General features: G+C 63.4%; 13 protein-coding genes. 8 read left to right on the forward strand and 5 right to left on the reverse strand.

Going from position 1 to position 15,526, the window contains the following annotated elements:
- Positions 1-99 precede the first annotated feature (99 nt).
- Together alr and HMI59_RS15530 are read left to right on the forward strand one after the other, a co-directional pair.
- On the forward strand, positions 100-1,332 hold the full coding sequence (gene alr, locus HMI59_RS15525) for an alanine racemase (protein WP_227471406.1): 1,233 nt from the start codon (positions 100-102) through the stop codon (positions 1,330-1,332).
- Complete coding sequence (locus HMI59_RS15530; RefSeq protein WP_193591792.1) at positions 1,322-2,917, forward strand: PucR family transcriptional regulator; 1,596 nt, start codon at positions 1,322-1,324, stop codon at positions 2,915-2,917. The genes alr and HMI59_RS15530 overlap by 11 nt, the downstream gene beginning before the upstream one ends.
- Here HMI59_RS15530 and HMI59_RS15535 read toward each other — a convergent pair.
- Positions 2,914-3,744, reverse strand: a complete 831-nt coding sequence (locus HMI59_RS15535; RefSeq protein ID WP_193591793.1) for a carbon-nitrogen hydrolase family protein — start codon at positions 3,742-3,744, stop codon at positions 2,914-2,916. The genes HMI59_RS15530 and HMI59_RS15535 overlap by 4 nt on opposite strands.
- Positions 3,745-3,973: 229 nt before the next feature.
- On the opposite strand from HMI59_RS15535, the gene HMI59_RS15540 reads away from it, so the two are divergent.
- The 4 genes from HMI59_RS15540 (at position 3,974) to HMI59_RS15555 (ending at position 9,339) form a co-directional block, all read left to right on the forward strand.
- Positions 3,974-5,161: an ROK family transcriptional regulator gene (locus HMI59_RS15540; protein WP_062095646.1), complete on the forward strand. Its 1,188-nt coding sequence runs from the start codon at positions 3,974-3,976 to the stop codon at positions 5,159-5,161.
- Between the two features lie 132 nt (positions 5,162-5,293).
- On the forward strand, positions 5,294-6,853 hold the full coding sequence (gene mmsA, locus HMI59_RS15545; protein ID WP_021474120.1) for a multiple monosaccharide ABC transporter ATP-binding protein: 1,560 nt from the start codon (positions 5,294-5,296) through the stop codon (positions 6,851-6,853).
- A 47-nt stretch (positions 6,854-6,900) separates the two neighbouring features.
- Positions 6,901-8,172, forward strand: coding sequence for a multiple monosaccharide ABC transporter permease (gene mmsB / locus HMI59_RS15550; protein WP_193591794.1), 1,272 nt, complete (start codon positions 6,901-6,903; stop codon positions 8,170-8,172).
- Positions 8,173-8,241: 69 nt separating this feature from the next.
- Positions 8,242-9,339: a sugar-binding protein gene (locus tag HMI59_RS15555; protein ID WP_043427207.1), complete on the forward strand. Its 1,098-nt coding sequence runs from the start codon at positions 8,242-8,244 to the stop codon at positions 9,337-9,339.
- A gap of 97 nt (positions 9,340-9,436) precedes the next feature.
- Here the strand turns inward: HMI59_RS15555 and HMI59_RS15560 are convergent, their stop codons facing one another.
- Genes HMI59_RS15560 through HMI59_RS15570 form a run of 3 tightly spaced genes read right to left on the reverse strand, consistent with a single transcriptional unit; the run spans position 9,437 to position 12,386 of the window.
- A complete protein-coding gene (locus HMI59_RS15560; protein WP_193591795.1) occupies positions 9,437-10,618 on the reverse strand; it encodes an ABC transporter permease in 1,182 nt (393 codons plus the stop codon).
- On the reverse strand, positions 10,615-11,343 hold the full coding sequence (locus HMI59_RS15565) for an ABC transporter ATP-binding protein (protein WP_193591796.1): 729 nt from the start codon (positions 11,341-11,343) through the stop codon (positions 10,615-10,617). The genes HMI59_RS15560 and HMI59_RS15565 overlap by 4 nt, the downstream gene beginning before the upstream one ends.
- 2 nt (positions 11,344-11,345) lie before the next feature.
- The gene (locus tag HMI59_RS15570) at positions 11,346-12,386 is read right to left on the reverse strand and encodes an efflux RND transporter periplasmic adaptor subunit (RefSeq protein ID WP_193591797.1); all 1,041 of its coding nucleotides are present in this window, start codon (positions 12,384-12,386) and stop codon (positions 11,346-11,348) included.
- 240 nt (positions 12,387-12,626) lie between these two features.
- Between HMI59_RS15570 and HMI59_RS15575 the strand changes: the two genes are divergently transcribed.
- Positions 12,627-13,697, forward strand: coding sequence for a Gfo/Idh/MocA family protein (locus tag HMI59_RS15575; RefSeq protein WP_193591798.1), 1,071 nt, complete (start codon positions 12,627-12,629; stop codon positions 13,695-13,697).
- A 34-nt stretch (positions 13,698-13,731) separates the two neighbouring features.
- On the opposite strand, the gene HMI59_RS15580 is transcribed toward HMI59_RS15575, so the two are convergent.
- A complete protein-coding gene (locus HMI59_RS15580) occupies positions 13,732-14,166 on the reverse strand; it encodes a DoxX family protein (RefSeq protein ID WP_021474113.1) in 435 nt (144 codons plus the stop codon).
- A 224-nt stretch (positions 14,167-14,390) separates the two neighbouring features.
- Here HMI59_RS15580 and HMI59_RS15585 point away from each other — a divergent pair, with 224 nt between their 5' ends.
- Positions 14,391-15,500 (forward strand): FAD-dependent oxidoreductase, encoded by a 1,110-nt coding sequence (locus tag HMI59_RS15585; RefSeq protein WP_193591799.1) that lies wholly within the window; start codon positions 14,391-14,393, stop codon positions 15,498-15,500.
- Positions 15,501-15,526: the final 26 nt, after the last annotated feature.

Consider the following 15,526-nt stretch of genomic DNA (forward strand, 5'->3'; position numbering starts at 1 on the left):
CGTTGACGTCCCTTCTGAGTAGTTGTCGGTTTCCCCTCATCAAGACTGGCATGTGGGCCAACTCTCAGGCTGGTGCAAAATGACCTATAGTGATCCACCATGAGACGTAATGCACATCAATTATCGCCCCTTGCGGCGACTCTTTCCGGCCAGGTCAGCGTGGACCTGTCTGCTATTTCAGACAACGTCAAAGCCCTGAAGAAACGGGCCAAGGCGCCCTTCTTCATGGCCGTCGTCAAAGGCAATGCGTACGGTCACGGCCTGGTGGAAGTGGCCCGCACGGCAATCGAAGCGGGGGCTCACTGGCTTGGCACCGCGCAGCTGTCGGAAGCCATCGAATTGCGGAAAGCCGGTATCACCGAACCCATCCTTTCCTGGTTGTATCTGGCATCACAGACGAGCGACACCATCCGCGAAGCCCTCGAAAACTCCATCGATGTGTCACTCGGAAGCGTCCACCAACTGGACGTGCTGGCAGGCATCGCGAAGGACTTGGGCCGTCCCGCCGTCGTACATCTGGAACTGGACAGCGGCCTCAGCCGCGGCGGCGCGCGCAAGGAGGACTGGGCCGCACTGGTGGCGCGGGCGCGCCAGGCCGAACTGGAAGGGACCCTGCGCGTGCGCGGCGTGTGGACGCACTTGGCCTGGGCAGACGTTCCCGCCCACCCCGGCAACGCAGCAGCCGTGGCCGGGTTCGAGGACGCCGTCAGCGCGGCGCGGGAAGCCGGGCTGACGCCGGAACTGAGGCATGTTTCCAGCTCGGCCAACATCCTGGAACGGCCCGAATTCCATTTCGACATGGTGCGCGCCGGCCTCGCCATCTATGGCCTGGCGCCGGCGGACCACCTGGATCCGGCTGACTTCGGACTCCGCCCGGCCCTCAGCGTCACAGCTCCCCTGGTGATGGTCAAGAAGGTCCCGGCGGGAACCGGGGTCAGCTACGAACACCAAGCCATCACCTACGAACCCCGCTACCTTGGCCTCATCCCCTTGGGGTACGCGGACGGCATTCCGAAGGGCATCAGCGGTCGTTCCGTCGTAAACATCGCAGGGCGGAGGGTGCCGGTGATCGGCAAAGTCTGCATGGACCAGTTCATGGTTGATCTGGGACCGGATGCCACGGGAATCGACGTCGGGAACACTGCAGTCCTGTTCGGCGACCCCGCGGAGGGAGCCGCGAGCGCGGATGACTGGGGTGCCGCGATCGGCAGCCATGGAGATGAAATCATCAACCGGATCGCGCCGCGGCTGCCGCGTGCCTACCGGAGCAGCGCATACCAGTGCCCGGACTACCAGGAGCCGGCCGCCGCCGGGCAGGGCAATGTTGCCTGAACCCGCCGCCGCCCGCCTGAGTTTCGTCACGCTTGAGCAGTTCCTGGAGCAGCTGCCGCCGGAGTTGAAGATGCTTCACGACGGCGGCAGCGGCGCCTCGCTGCTGCGCTGGGTGGAACCGAGCGAGCTTGAGGATCCGACGCCGTATCTGCCCGAGGGTGAGTTCCTGCTTACCTCCGGGCTGCCGTTCCTGGGCGAGGGCGGCTCGGCGGACAAAGTGGACGCATATGTCCGAAGACTGGTCGATGCGAAGGTGGCCGCACTCGGGTTCGGTATCAGGCCCTATTTCGACGCCGTTCCCGACGTCCTGCTTGACGCTTGCCGAACGCACAACCTCACCTTGTTCGAAGTGCCCGAGTCCCTGCCGTTCGCCGCGATCGGGCTGGAATTTTCGCAGTTGTTGGAGTCGGACAATGCACGGGTTTTCCGGCAGCTCGCGGAAACAAACCGCCAACTGATGCGGGCAGTCCTCTCCCCCAGGCCCGAGCACGAACTCCTCGCCGCCCTGGTTCAGCGGGTGCCGGTGTGGGCGGTGCTGTTCGGCGCGGACGGGCGCATCCGGGCCCGCGGCCACAGCACCGGCGGCAGCACCGGCGTCGACCATTCCCTGCTGGCACCCATGCTGGAACGGCTGCTGTCCGGCAGCGGCCCGCGGGTGGAGATGGACGGGTTCGAACAGCCGGGGTCGGCCCTGGTGGTGGGGCATCCGCTGCGCAGCACCAAGGACGCCAACCTCGGGGCGCTCATCCTGGGTTCGGACGTTGCGCTCACGCCGGCCCAGAACAACGTGGTGCAGTCGGCCGTCGGGTTGTTGGAGTTGCTGGTGCGGCAGCGGACCAGCGGTTCACTGGCGCCAAGCCAACTGGCCACGGCCATGCTGCTTCATCCGGAAACGCTGGTCTCGGGCGGGACCAAGCAACTCAACGGACTCAAGGACCTCTTGGCACAAAGCCTGTCCTCTACCCGGTCAGGCCAGATGCGGGTCATCCAGGGCGTCAGGGTTGACGGTTCCGTGGATGACGGACCAGTGCGTGAACTGCTGCAATGGCGTCGCCTGTTCGACACCAAGCTCGTGGAGATCACGGACTACGGATTCGCCGCAATCACCCGCCTGCGTGTTGATGATTCCCTGCTGGCAGATGTCGAGAAACTCGGCTGGCGACTGGTGATCGGCGAACCCACCGAGCTGGGCGGTTTATCGGCGGCCTACCAGCGCGTGGGCTCGTTAAGGCCGCGCGTGCTGTCCACCGGCGTGAGCGCCCGCGTCGATGAGGTGAACTGGTCCGTGACAGGACTGCTGGGCCGGGACGCAGGGACCATGCTCGCCGAGCGCCTGCTGGGTCCCCTGCTTTCCTTGGAGCCCGAGCGTCGCGATCCACTGCTGTCCGTCCTGCGTGGGTGGCTTACCGAAAACGGCAGCTGGGACGCGTCCGCCAAACTGCTGGGCCTGCACCGCAACAGCGTCCGGCGCCAGATCGGCGTGATTGCGGAACTACTGGACATGGACCTCAACGCTGCGCAGGTGCGGGCGGAGCTGTGGTTCGCCCTGCAGTATGTGGAGGAGCAGACGCCGGGTACCACCTAGATTTCCCATGTCGCGTAAAGGTCCGGGCGGCGTTCCTTCAAGTAAGGGACCTCGGCACGGGCCGCTTTGACCGCTTCCGTTCCAACCTCGGCGAAAAGCAACGCAACCCCCTCCCCCGCCGCGGCGAGCAATGAACCGTCGGGACCGGCTACGACGCTTCCGCCCAGGAAGTTGTAGATGTCCTCGTGTCCGGAGTGGTTGGCGTAGGCCACATGCAGTTGGCTCTCCAGCGCCCGCGCGCGGATGAGGACCTGGGGCACGTTGTCGAAGCCGGCGGATAATGCCGTGGGTACCAGCAGCAGTTCCGCACCGCGGCTTGCTGCCGCGCGCACGGCTTCCGGGAACTCGACGTCGTAGCAGATCAGCATCGACGTGCGGATGCCGTTGAAATCCACGACGGCGGGAGGTTCCTGGGAGCCGACGAACGCCTTGTGCTCTTCCTCGCCGAAGAGGTGGACCTTGTTGTAAGTCAGGATTTCTTCCCCGGAGGCGTCCAACAAAGTAGCCGAGATATGCCAGCGCCCCTCCGCGGACGCTGGCTCCGCGCCGTCGTCGTGCGCTACTTTGGCAGATGCCGGGAGGCTGTACACCAGGGCGATGCCATGAGTCCTCGCGATCCTGGCAAGCTGCTCGCGGATCCCGGACAAGGTGGCCGGATCCATCTCAGCGTGGATCCGGAGCGGCGCATAGCCCACCGGGAAGAGCTCGGGCGTCAGCAATAACGCAGCCCCTGCCTTGGATGCCCGTTCTGCGGCGTCGTCAATAGTCCGAAGGTTTGTGTCCACGTCCAGGACGGAGGCGTTGGCCTGCAGGACTGAGAGCAGCATCGTTACCACCTTGGTTCTCCGGGGCCCGGCGCTGGTAGGTCCGGGGTACTTGGTTCCAGCCTAGGCGTGCCGGGCCATCGCGGGTTGGGACGTTTGGACCCGGATGCTTGGCAGGCAGGGCACATCGCCCGGCCTTACAGGCGTCGCTGCGTTGGAGTATGTCGCTCAAGGTTGACTCGTTGTGTTCACTTCTTGACTACAAGGCTCTTTGTGGGGCACTCTTCTTGTCATGCCCGCTACGCAGCGCTCAACGAAGAGCCATCCGAGAAAACCCGGCTCACAGTCCGCACTTCGCCACCTGAACCAGCAGCGGATCATCGAGTGCCTACTGAGCGGGCCATCCACCCAGGCCGAGCTTTCCCGGCAGACCGGCCTGTCAACGGCCACCGTTTCCAACATTGTGAAAATCATGCAGGATGCAGGCCTCGTCTCCACGGAGCCGACCACCAGTTCAGGCCGCCGCGCCACGAACGTCAGGCTCAACAGCAACGGGGCTGTTGCCGTCGGAATCGACTTCGGCAGGCGCCACTTGCGGGTGGTACTGGCCTCCCTCGGCTACCACGTGATCGCCGAGGAGTACATCGAGTTGCCGCTCGGCCACAAGGCAGAAGAAGGCATCGCCGCAGCTGTGCGTCTCCTGGGGAGACTCCTTGAGGAAAACAGCATCGACCCCAGCGCGGTAGTCGGGGCCGGAGCCGGCATCCCGGGGCCCATCGACCGCCGCAGCGGCACCGTAGCGCAGGGGGCAATCCTCCCCGAATGGGTGGGCATCGACATCCTCCACAGACTCGAAGAAGCGCTCCAATGCCCCGTCTTTGTTGACAACGACGCGAACCTGGGCGCCCTGTCAGAGGTCACCTGGGGACCGCACAGCGGTGTGTCCAACCTGATGTTCCTCAAGATCGGCTCGGGCATCGGCGCGGGCTTGATCCTGAACGGCGCGCCCTATTACGGCAACGTTGGAATCACCGGAGAAATCGGCCACGCCACCATCCACGAACACGGCCTTGTCTGCCGCTGCGGGAACCGCGGATGCTTGGAAACCATTGCGTCCACCACCACCATGATCGAGCTGCTGAGCCGGGGGCAGGACGCCCTCCTGACGCCCCAGGACATCGTGCGCAACTGCCTCGCAGGGGACTCCGCCACCCAGCGCGTCGTGGACGATGCCGGGCTTGCCGTAGGGCGTGCCCTGGGCAACGTTTCCAACCTGATCAACCCTGAAGTCATCGTGGTGGGCGGCCCCCTCGCCGGCCTCGGGGACCTGCTGCTGGACCCCATACGAAGGGGCCTTGTACGCCACGCAGTGCCCGTCGTCGGGGAGACGACGCATCTCGCCATGTCCTCGCTCGGCGCGCGCGCAGAGGCCTTGGGCGCAGCCGCACTGGTGTTCCAACACGCCGGTATTACCGGCTAGTAACCAAATTGTTAGCACCATCTTGTGTTCAAGTCTTGACGACAAGATGGTGTTTACAGTTTACTTTTTCATCAGACAGCTCCGCCGCCGCGGGGCCGACAACGAAGTCAGACATTGGAGGCGCAAGGGCTGATGACAACCCTCGACACGCAAGGTGATCCCATCCTTTTGGAGATGCGCTCGATCACGAAGGAATTCCCCGGCGTGAAGGCCTTGTCGAACGTGAGCCTGCGGGTAAAAGCCGGCGAGATCCACGCAATCTGTGGAGAAAACGGTGCAGGCAAGTCGACCCTCATGAAGGTCCTGTCAGGTGTTTACCCCTACGGCAGCTACACCGGGGACATTGTTTACCAAGCCGAAGTCCAGCAGTTCAAGGACATCCGGGCAAGCGAAGCCGCCGGCATCGTGATCATCCACCAGGAGCTCGCTCTGATCCCGGAACTCTCCATCATGGAGAACATCTTCCTCGGCAACGAGCCCACCAAGTGGGGCGTCATCGACTGGGCCGAGGCCCGGCGTCGTTCCGTAGAGCTCCTGGCCCGCGTAGGCCTGCGTGAAGACCCGGATACCCCCATCAAGGAAATCGGCGTCGGCAAGCAGCAGCTGGTGGAAATCGCCAAGGCACTGAACAAGTCCGTGAAGCTCCTGATCCTCGATGAGCCCACGGCCGCGCTGAACGAATCCGATTCGCAGCACCTGCTGGACCTGATCCTCGGCCTCAAGGGCCGTGGCATTACGTCCATCATCATTTCCCACAAGCTCAACGAGATCGAGCAGATCGCCGACGAGATCACGATCATCCGCGACGGCAAGTCCATCGAGACCCTCAACGTCAAGCGCGACGGCGTGGATGAAGACCGGATCATCAAGGGCATGGTGGGACGCACCCTGGAATCCCGCTTCCCGGACCACGAACCGAAGATCGGCGAGGTCTTCTTCGAAGTCAAGAACTGGACGGTTGGCCACCCGGTCATCCAGGACAGGCTCATCTGCAAGGGTTCCAACTTCTTTGTACGCCGCGGCGAGATCGTCGGCTTCGCCGGCCTCATGGGCGCAGGACGCACCGAGCTTGCACGGTCGCTCTTCGGCCACTCCTACGGAAAGTTCATCTCCGGCGAGGTCTACAAGGACGGCAAGCGGGTCAACCTCCGCACGGTCAAGGCAGCGATCGACGCCGGCCTCGGCTACGTGACCGAAGACCGCAAGTCCCTGGGCCTGAACCTGCTGGATGACATCAAGACCACCACCGTCGCTGCGGCACTGGACAAGATCAGCAAGTACTCCGTGGTGGACACCCGCAAGGAATTCCAGGTCGCAGAGGAATACCGGAAGTCCCTTCGGACCAAGACTCCCTCCGTGGAAGAGGGCGTGGCAAAGCTCTCCGGCGGAAACCAGCAGAAAGTCGTGCTGGCCAAATGGATGTTTACCGATCCTGACCTGCTGATCCTTGACGAACCGACCCGAGGCATCGACGTCGGCGCCAAGTACGAGATCTACGGCATCATCCAGCGCCTGGCAGATCAGGGCAAGGGAGTAATCGTCATTTCCTCGGAACTCCCCGAGCTCCTGGGCCTCTCCGACCGGATCTACACCATCTTTGAAGGCGCCATCACAGGTGTCCTTAATAAGGACGAAGCCAGCCAGGAAAGCCTGATGAAGCTCATGACGTCCAACCGCAAGACCGCAGCCTGACCCCCAGTCGCCCCGAAACGCCCCTTCCTGACTCAAGGACCAAAACAATGAACGCGCTCAAGAAGCTATTTGGTGGCAATACCCGCCAGTTCGGCATGATTTTCGCCCTGGTGGCACTCATCATCTTCTTCCAGATCTTTACCGAGGGCCGCACGCTGACCCCCGGCAACGTGATCAACCTGTTCAACGGCAACTCCTACATCCTGATCCTGGCCATCGGCATGGTGCTGGTCATCATTGCAGGCCACATCGACCTTTCGGTAGGTTCGGTGGCCGCGTTCGTCGGTGTTTCCGTGGCCCTCGCCATCCGTGACTGGGGAATCCCTTGGTACATGGGCGTGCTCTTCGGACTCGCGCTGGGAGCCCTGATCGGTGCCTGGCAAGGTTTCTGGACAGCCTACGTAGGCATCCCGGCCTTCATCGTGACGCTGGCAGGCATGCTCCTGTTCCGTGGTTTCAACCAGTTCGTCGGCAAGTCCAACACCATCCCGGTTCCCAGCGACTTCCAGTACCTCGGTTCCGGCTACCTCCCGGAAATCGGGCCTGACACAGGCTTCAACAACCTGACCCTCCTGATCGGCCTCGTTGCCGCCGCGTTCGTCGTCGTCATGTCCCTGCGGGCCCGGGCTGCCAGCAAAGCCCTGGGCGCCGACGTTCCCGAACTGTGGGTTGAGGTCACCAAGCTGGTCCTTATCTGCGGTGCCATCCTCTACGCCACGTACCTGTTCGCAACCGGCCGTCCCGGAACCTCCTTCCCCATCCCCGGCCTGATCCTCGCCGTCCTGGTCCTCATCTACGGCTTCATTGCGGACAAGACCGTCATCGGCCGCCACGTCTACGCCGTGGGTGGCAACCGCCACGCAGCTGAACTGTCCGGCGTCCAGTCCAAGAAGGTCAACTTCCTGGTCATGCTCAACATGTCCGTCCTGGCCGGGCTTGCAGGCATGATCTTCGTCGGCCGTTCCACCGCTTCGGGTCCGTTCGACGGCGTCGGCTGGGAACTCGATGCAATCGCAGCCGTCTTCATCGGTGGCGCAGCCGTCACCGGTGGTGTGGGTACCGTGATCGGCTCAATCGTCGGTGGCCTCGTCATGGCTGTCCTGAACAACGGCCTGCAGTTGCTGGGCGTCGGCGCCGACCTCACCCAGATCATCAAGGGCCTGGTGCTCCTGGCAGCAGTCGCCTTCGACGTCTACAACAAGTCCCAGGGCAAGCGCTCCATCACGGGCATGTTGATGAAGAACTTCCAGCGGAACAACAACGACATCAAGCCGGACGAGACCACCTCCACCAAGGAAGTCATCTCCAAGGAAGCCTGAGCTTCATACACGAACTTCATTACCCAGAAGACTCGCTCCACCCCACCAAAACAGAAAGTGAACCAAGATATGCGAATGTTTGGTAAAGCAGGAAAGGCAGCAGCAGTCGCTGCCATCGCGGCACTGGCGCTGACAGCCTGCGGCCGCTCCGACAGCGGCTCAAGCAGCAGCACAGCTGGCGGGGAAGCGTTCCCCAAGGACTCGCTGATCGGCGTCGCACTTCCGCAGAAGACCAGTGAGAACTGGGTCCTCGCGGAGAAGCTGTTCAACGATGGCCTCAACGAGGCCGGCTTCAAGCCGGACGTTCAGTTCGCCAACGGCGGCGTTTCCGAGCAGCAGAACCAGATCAGCGCCATGGTCACCAAGGGTGCCAAGGTGATCGTTGTGGGTGCCATCGACGGCGCCCAGCTGGGTACCCAGCTCAAGCAGGCCAAGGATGCCGGCGCAACCGTCATCGCCTACGACCGTCTGCTCCTCAACACTGAGAACGTGGACTACTACGTGGCCTACGACAACTTCAAGGTTGGCGAGCTGCAGGGACAGGCACTGCTGGACGGGCTGAAGGCCAAGAAGCCCTCCGGCCCGTACAACATCGAACTGTTTGCCGGTTCTCCTGACGATGCCAACGCCAAGGTCTTCTTCGACGGCGCCATGAGCGTCCTGAAGCCGAAGATCGACGACGGCACCCTCAAGGTACTCTCGGGCCAGACCGCTTTCGAGCAGGCTGTTACCCAGGGTTGGAAGGCTGAAAACGCCCAGCGTCGCGCCGACACCCTGCTGACCGGCAGCTACGGCTCCGCTTCGCTCGACGGTGTTCTCTCCCCGAACGACACCCTGGCCCGCGCAGTCCTGACCTCCGTCAAGGCTGCCGGCAAGCCGCTCCCCGTTGTGACCGGCCAGGACTCCGAGGTTGAGTCCGTCAAGTCGATCATGGCCGGCGAGCAGTACTCCACCATCAACAAGGACACCCGCAAACTGGTTGAGCACGCCATCACCATGGTGAAGGACCTGCAGGCCGGCAAGGAACTGGAGATCAACGACAAGGATTCGTACAAGAACGGCGTCAAGACCGTTCCGGCGTACCTCCTGCCTCCGCAGATCGTCACCGCTGAGAACGTCAAGACGGCTTACGTCGACGATCCGGTACTCGGCCCGATCACCAAGTAGTCGCGCTACCCCTTAGCAAGGAGCCCCGGCCCGCCAGAACAGGCGGACCGGGGCTTTTTGCATTCCGCGGTTTTGGGGTTCGCCGCCGTTGAAGAGGTCAGAACCGGATCGCATCAATGACTTTGACCCGCACTGCCACGAGTGCAGGAATCGCTCCGGCGAGTGCTCCAACGAGGACGGCTGCACCGAACCCGAGCAGGGCGGCATCGATCGGAAACGGCGGATATTCTGTCAGGCTCGGCGCCACCTTCGACTGGATCCAAGGATTCTTCACCACGGCAACTGCCACCATGACCCCCAGCAGTCCGGCGCAGGCAGTGGCCACCACGGACTCCATCATGACCCCGAAGAAGATCCGGCCGGAGGTAGCACCGAAACTCCGGCGGATGCCGATCTCCCGCACCCTGTAGCGCACGGTGACCATGGAGATGTTGAGCATGCCCACGGCACCGAGGAGGAGAACCAGTCCTGCGACGCCGCCGATCACCAGTTGGGCCGGCCCGAGCGGATCACCGTGCGCCGCATAGTCCATGCGGTTGGCCTGCGCGGAGAACCCCGGAAACTGACTCTGGAGATCGGCGGTGATGGCGGCCGCCAGGGCCTCAGCCTGCTCCTCCCCCACCCAGATCTTGAATTCGGACATTTCCGACCTCATGCCCGCCATGGCCGCGCCTTCGGTGAGAATGAACGCGGCCGGCGGCGTATCGGGCCACACGTCGGGAACGACGCCGATGATCACCACGGTTGCCGGATGATCACCCGGGACGGTAACCGTGGGGTTGTTGGCCAGGTTGGGCCTGCCAGCCCTGTTATAGAAGGCTTCGGAGACCACGACGGCGGGCGCCAACCTCCGGTGGTCATCGGAGGCAAACCACGTTCCTTGCATCAAGGGAACACGGTGGATCACGCCATATCCGACGTCCACGATGGTTGTGTCCACCTTCGTGACGCCACGCGGAAGCTGGAACTCGGCCTGCGTGCGCCCCACATGGGTGGATGTGGTGATCCCATAGCGTTGCTGGACGCCCTGATAGGCCTTCTCCAGGGTCGCCGGGTCCGGAGAGGAGGGCCCGTACACACCGAGGGATAACGTAGCCACCCGGCCGCCGTTCCGTTCGGATTGCTCTTTGTAGCCTTCTCTGGCCAGGTTTCCGACCCCCACCACGGACGTCAAGGCAGCAACGGACAATGCCACGCCCATCAGGGCCAGGAGTATGCGGACCTTGTTGATGCGCAGTTCCTGCCATGCCTCAACCAACGATGACACGAAGCCGATCATACTGGCGCTCCTGTTTCTTCAAGGCTCATAGGACCCAGGACACCGGAATCGAGCCGATAGCAGGCGCGGGCGAGCGCAGCCACGTTGACGTCGTGTGTGATCGTCACAAGGGCGGCGGCAGTTTCAGTGGCCACTGCATCCAGAAGGGCCATAACGGATTGTCCGGTTTCGACGTCGAGAGCGCCGGTTGGTTCATCCGCGAGAATGAGACGTGGCCCGCGGACCAAGGCACGTGCGATGGCCACGCGCTGTTGTTCACCACCGGAGAGCATATTCGGCATAGTGTTGGCGCGGTCGGCCAAACCAACCCGGTCCAGCATGTTCATGGCGAGCTCCCTGCGACGCCAAAAGTCCCTGCCCTTGGCGTAGAGCAGCGGCGTGATGACGTTGTCCAAGGCGCTGCGCCCCGGCAAGAGGTTGAACTGCTGAAACACAAACCCCACCGTTGAGCCGCGTAACCGGGCCCTGGCGTTACTGCCGAGCCGCTCCGCGGGCTGCCCAAGGAACTCCAGCTCGCCGGATGTTGGAACGTCCAGGAGACCGAGGAGATTGAGCAAGGTTGATTTGCCGCAGCCGGACCTTCCAACGATTGCTGTGTGGTCGCCGCTGAGCACCTCCAGGTCAATGCCTCGAAGGATGTGCAGGTGCTGGGCATCGGGCAGCGTCACAGAGCGTGTCACCGCGCGGAGGCTGACCAGGGTTTCGCTCGGGCTTAGTGAGGTCATGCCTAGCCCGCCGGAATGTAGGTGCCCTGGGCAGGTCCCATCATCGGGTCTTGCGCAGCCGGAGCACCCGGAACGAATTCAAGGACCTGCTCGCCCTCCGACAAGCCGGACACCACCTCAACAGCGGAGCCATCGTTCAAGCCGAGCTGCACTTGGCGCTGCTCCGGTGCTCCTCCGCTTGAACCCGCGATCCAGACAACACCGTCCTTTACGCTGCCCTTCACCGAGGTCAACGGCACGGTGACAACATCCGTGGCTACTCCCGCGCTGACCGTCATGGTGGCACCGAGGCCGGCGAACACCTGCTGGTCCGACGGCACGGCGCAACTTAGCGTGCCCGTGGGGGTGCTGCCGCCGTCCTGCTGTCCCCCGCCGCCCCCTGGGCCAGCCATGGCAAATCCGACGCCCATGCCGGGACCCCCGCCCGAGCCGGACATGCCCACTGAGCCGGTTCCGCCGTCGTCGGATGCGTTGTTCTTAAGCGTCACCTCACCGCACTGGAACGGCGCCGGGCCTCCTACCAGTTCGATCTCCGCGGGACCGGGCTTGCCAAGCAGTCGATACTGCTGCGCGGCGGTGACGGATCCGGCAACAGTGTACGTGCCGGGGTCGATCTTTCCGACAGTTTCGCCGACGCTGACCTGCTGGTCGATCAGCGTACTGAGCGACTGCAGCGTCCCGGTGCCGGGGGCTACGACGTTGAAATAGTCATAGACCGGCTTCGGCGGTGTTCCGTCCTTGGACACTTGCGGATTGGTCACGGCCCGTTCGGCCTTGACCTGGAACAGGGGGTCGCCTTGGGACACTGTGGTCCCCTGTTCAACGAAGACCTTATTGACGCTGCCGGCTGACGTACTGCGCACGGATTCCGCGGCATCGCTCTGCACCGTGCCTTTGATCTGCACTGTATTGGTGATCGTGGCCCGCGTGGCTGGAACGGTCGGAATGGCTACTTCCGCCAGTGGCGCCGGCTCTGAAGCTGTGGATTTAAGTCCGTCAATGAAAGCGATCTTGACCAATGCCACTGCGATGATGGCAAACACCAATAACCAGGCAACCGGCAAAATGACACGCCGAAAAACACCCATCCCTGCTCCGTTTCGGTAACTCCCCACAGAACCTCTGCGAGGGATGATTGCTCCAGCCTAAGCGAAGCCTTGGCCGGTCGCCGTCATCCGGAATGATGAACAGGATGCTTAGCGTGTCAGGGAGATTTGAGCCGTTGGCCCTCAGACCCGCGAATTACCCCGGGACTGCTGGACAGCAGTGAGAGACTGTGAGGCATGACTCTCCCTATCGCCAAACCATGGCTGTCCACCCAGATCAACCAGGACCCCCGAGCTGCCACCGGGCGGCGCCTGCGGTGGGGCGTAGTGTCAACGGGGAACATCGCCGGCAGCGTCTCGCAGGACCTGTCGCTCCTTGAGGATGCCGAGCTCTACGCGGTCAGTTCCCGCACGCAGGAAGCGGCGGACGCCTTTGCCCAAACCGTCGGTTTCAGTAAAGGGTACGGAGACGACGGCGGGGTGCCCGGCTACCAGCGCATGTTCGACGATCCCGCCGTCGACGTCGTTTACGTCGCCACTCCCCATGCACAACACTTCCACATAGCATCCGCCGCGTTGCGCGCCGGCAAGCATGTGCTGTGCGAGAAGGCCCTGACCATCAACGCCCGGGAAGCCACGGAGCTGGTCAGGCTGGCCAGGGAACAGAAGGTCTTCTTTATGGAGGCCGTATGGAGCCGCTTCCTTCCGAGCATGCAACGCGCTTTCGCTATTGCCGCCTCCGGAGAGATAGGCCAGGTCCAGTGGGTTTCGGCCGACCTCGGATTCCCTGCCCCGTACGATCCCACGGCCCGCCTTTGGGCCCTCAACGACGGCGGGGGCGCACTTTTGGATATCACCGTGTACCCGTTGCTGTGGGCCCTCGGCACACTGGGCTTTCCGCAGTCCGTGACCGCCATCGCATCATTGAACGAGGACGGAGTGGACAGCCAGAATGCACTTACCCTCGGCTACGACACCGGCGCCCAGGCCCAACTGACCTCGTCCCTGACGGCACACGGACCCCGCAACGCCAGTGTCGCCGGCGGACTCGGTTATGTGCAGACGATCGGATCCGTGAACAACCCGCGTGAGCTGGTGGTTCGGGTGGGTTGGGACGAGCCACGCCATGAACGGTTCGACGTCGTTGGCATCGGTTACACCTACGAACTCCGGGAGGTGACCCGCTGCATCCAACAGGGGCTGACCGAAAGCCCGACCATGCCGCTTGAGGATTCCATCAACGTCATGCGGCTTTTCGACGGCGTTCGGTCCCAGTTGGGCATCCGGTACCCAAACGACGCCCGGTAGGCCGCCGTCGTCGTCCTCATTTAACCCAAGTGAGTTAACGGCGGGCGGGTTGCTTCGCCAGCTTCCGGTCCAGGGACAGGGCGCCGGGGCCGAGAAAAATCAGGGACACTGCGATCGCGAAGTAGATGATCAGCAGCTCCGCGGTAACGCCCGACGCGTCGGTCAGCAGAGGCTTGCCCGCTTCCGTGACGAACCAGATGGAACCGATGAGGATCGCCGCGAGGAAGCCGGCCACCCGGGTCAGCGCACCGAGCACCAGCAGCAGGCCGAGGCCCAGCTCGCCGGCGATCACCAGCCAGGCAATGATGTCCGGCTTCTGCACGCCCATCGCGGCCACGGAGGCGGCGAACGCTGCGTGTCCCGCCATGAACTTCTGCACGCCGTGGACCAGCAGCAGCGCACCGAACGCGACGCGCAGGATGGTGATGCCGCGGGAAGAGGACTTGGGAGACGGGTGAAGGAATTTCACGCATCCCAATCTTCCATGCCCAAGCGCGGCTCACCAAACCGGCCCGCCGCCGCCCCAACCCGCCGCGCAACCCACCCAACCCGCTGCGCGCCCCACCCAAGTAGGTCGCAATTGTGCGCGTTTAGAGACGTCAAAACGCGCACAATTGCGACCCAGTTGGGTGAGTGGGGGCAGAATGAGAGGTGGCCCCCGGATCCAGGAGCCGCGCGAGGAATGGAGCGGGTATGCAGGTTGATGTGGTGGTAGTCGGCGGCGGAGCCATGGGATCGGCTGCCGCATGGCAGTTATCCCGGGCCGGCAAATCCGTGATCCTCCTGGAGCAGTTCGAAGCCGGGCACCACATTGGTGCTTCCCACGGGGCCACCCGCAACTTCAACACCGCTTACGCGGAGGCCGAATACCTGGACCTCCTGGCCGAGTCCAAGATCCTTTGGGATGAGCTTGCGGCCGAACACGGCGCTCCGCTCCTGGACCTGGTGGGGCTGGCCAACCACGGCAACACCCCTAAGCTGCAGCAAATCCACGCGGCTCACCAGGAACGCGGAATCGAAAGCTACTTCATCTCCCCCACAGAGGCCGCCGACCGCTGGAAGGGCATGAACTTCGCCACGGACGTGCTGTTCGTCCCGGGTTCAGGCCGGGTCCGCTCAGCTGACGCGCTGAAAGCACTGCGGACGTCCGCCGAATCCAAGGGCGCAGTGTTCAAATACTCGACGCCGGTCCGCGACATTCGCGTGGACGGTCCCGATTCGGTGGTGGTGGTGACGGAGGAAGAGGATTACACGGCCCGGCGGGTTGTGGTCACGGCAGGTGCCTGGACCACCAAAGTGCTCGACGGACTGGCGGAACTGCCGGCCTTGGTGGTCACCCAGGAACAGCCTGCGCACTTCACCCCGGTGGACAACACGTTGGTGTGGCCGAGCTTCAACCACAACCCGGACCCCGATCCCAACAACGAACTCTACGAATACTGGTACAGCCCCGTTTACGGCATGCTCACCCCTGGCGAGGGTGTCAAGGCGGGCTGGCACGGCGTAGGGCCCGTCATGGATCCCGACGAGCGCACGTTCCAGCCCATCCCCCAGCAGCTCGAAGCCTTGGTGCGCTACGCCGAAGAGTGGCTTCCCGGCGTCGACCCTTCTACGGCGGTTCCCATCAGCTGCACCTACACCACCACGCCCAACGAGGACTTCGTCCTGGACCGGTTCGGCCCGCTGGTGGTGGGCGCGGGCTTCTCCGGCCACGGGTTCAAGTTCACCCCGGCGATCGGCCGGGTGCTGAAGGACATCGTCGACGGCGGCACGGCTCCCGCACGGTTCGCAGCGGACCGTTAAACGCAAACTGACTCGCAGTCGGGGTT

It is taken from the genome of Paenarthrobacter sp. YJN-5, assembly GCF_015040095.1.
GTDB classification, from domain to species: domain Bacteria; phylum Actinomycetota; class Actinomycetes; order Actinomycetales; family Micrococcaceae; genus Arthrobacter; species Arthrobacter ureafaciens.

What these genes read in the sequence shown, in the direction of transcription:
- alr (WP_227471406.1), top strand. Translation starts at nt 100, where the DNA reads ATGAGACGTAATGCACATCAATTATCGCCCCTTGCGGCGACTCTTTCC.
- HMI59_RS15530 (WP_193591792.1), top strand. Translation starts at nt 1,322, where the DNA reads ATGTTGCCTGAACCCGCCGCCGCCCGCCTGAGTTTCGTCACGCTTGAG.
- HMI59_RS15535 (WP_193591793.1), bottom strand. Translation starts at nt 3,744, where the DNA reads ATGCTGCTCTCAGTCCTGCAGGCCAACGCCTCCGTCCTGGACGTGGAC.
- HMI59_RS15540 (WP_062095646.1), top strand. Translation starts at nt 3,974, where the DNA reads ATGCCCGCTACGCAGCGCTCAACGAAGAGCCATCCGAGAAAACCCGGC.
- mmsA (WP_021474120.1), top strand. Translation starts at nt 5,294, where the DNA reads ATGACAACCCTCGACACGCAAGGTGATCCCATCCTTTTGGAGATGCGC.
- mmsB (WP_193591794.1), top strand. Translation starts at nt 6,901, where the DNA reads ATGAACGCGCTCAAGAAGCTATTTGGTGGCAATACCCGCCAGTTCGGC.
- HMI59_RS15555 (WP_043427207.1), top strand. Translation starts at nt 8,242, where the DNA reads ATGCGAATGTTTGGTAAAGCAGGAAAGGCAGCAGCAGTCGCTGCCATC.
- HMI59_RS15560 (WP_193591795.1), bottom strand. Translation starts at nt 10,618, where the DNA reads ATGATCGGCTTCGTGTCATCGTTGGTTGAGGCATGGCAGGAACTGCGC.
- HMI59_RS15565 (WP_193591796.1), bottom strand. Translation starts at nt 11,343, where the DNA reads ATGACCTCACTAAGCCCGAGCGAAACCCTGGTCAGCCTCCGCGCGGTG.
- HMI59_RS15575 (WP_193591798.1), top strand. Translation starts at nt 12,627, where the DNA reads ATGACTCTCCCTATCGCCAAACCATGGCTGTCCACCCAGATCAACCAG.
- HMI59_RS15585 (WP_193591799.1), top strand. Translation starts at nt 14,391, where the DNA reads ATGCAGGTTGATGTGGTGGTAGTCGGCGGCGGAGCCATGGGATCGGCT.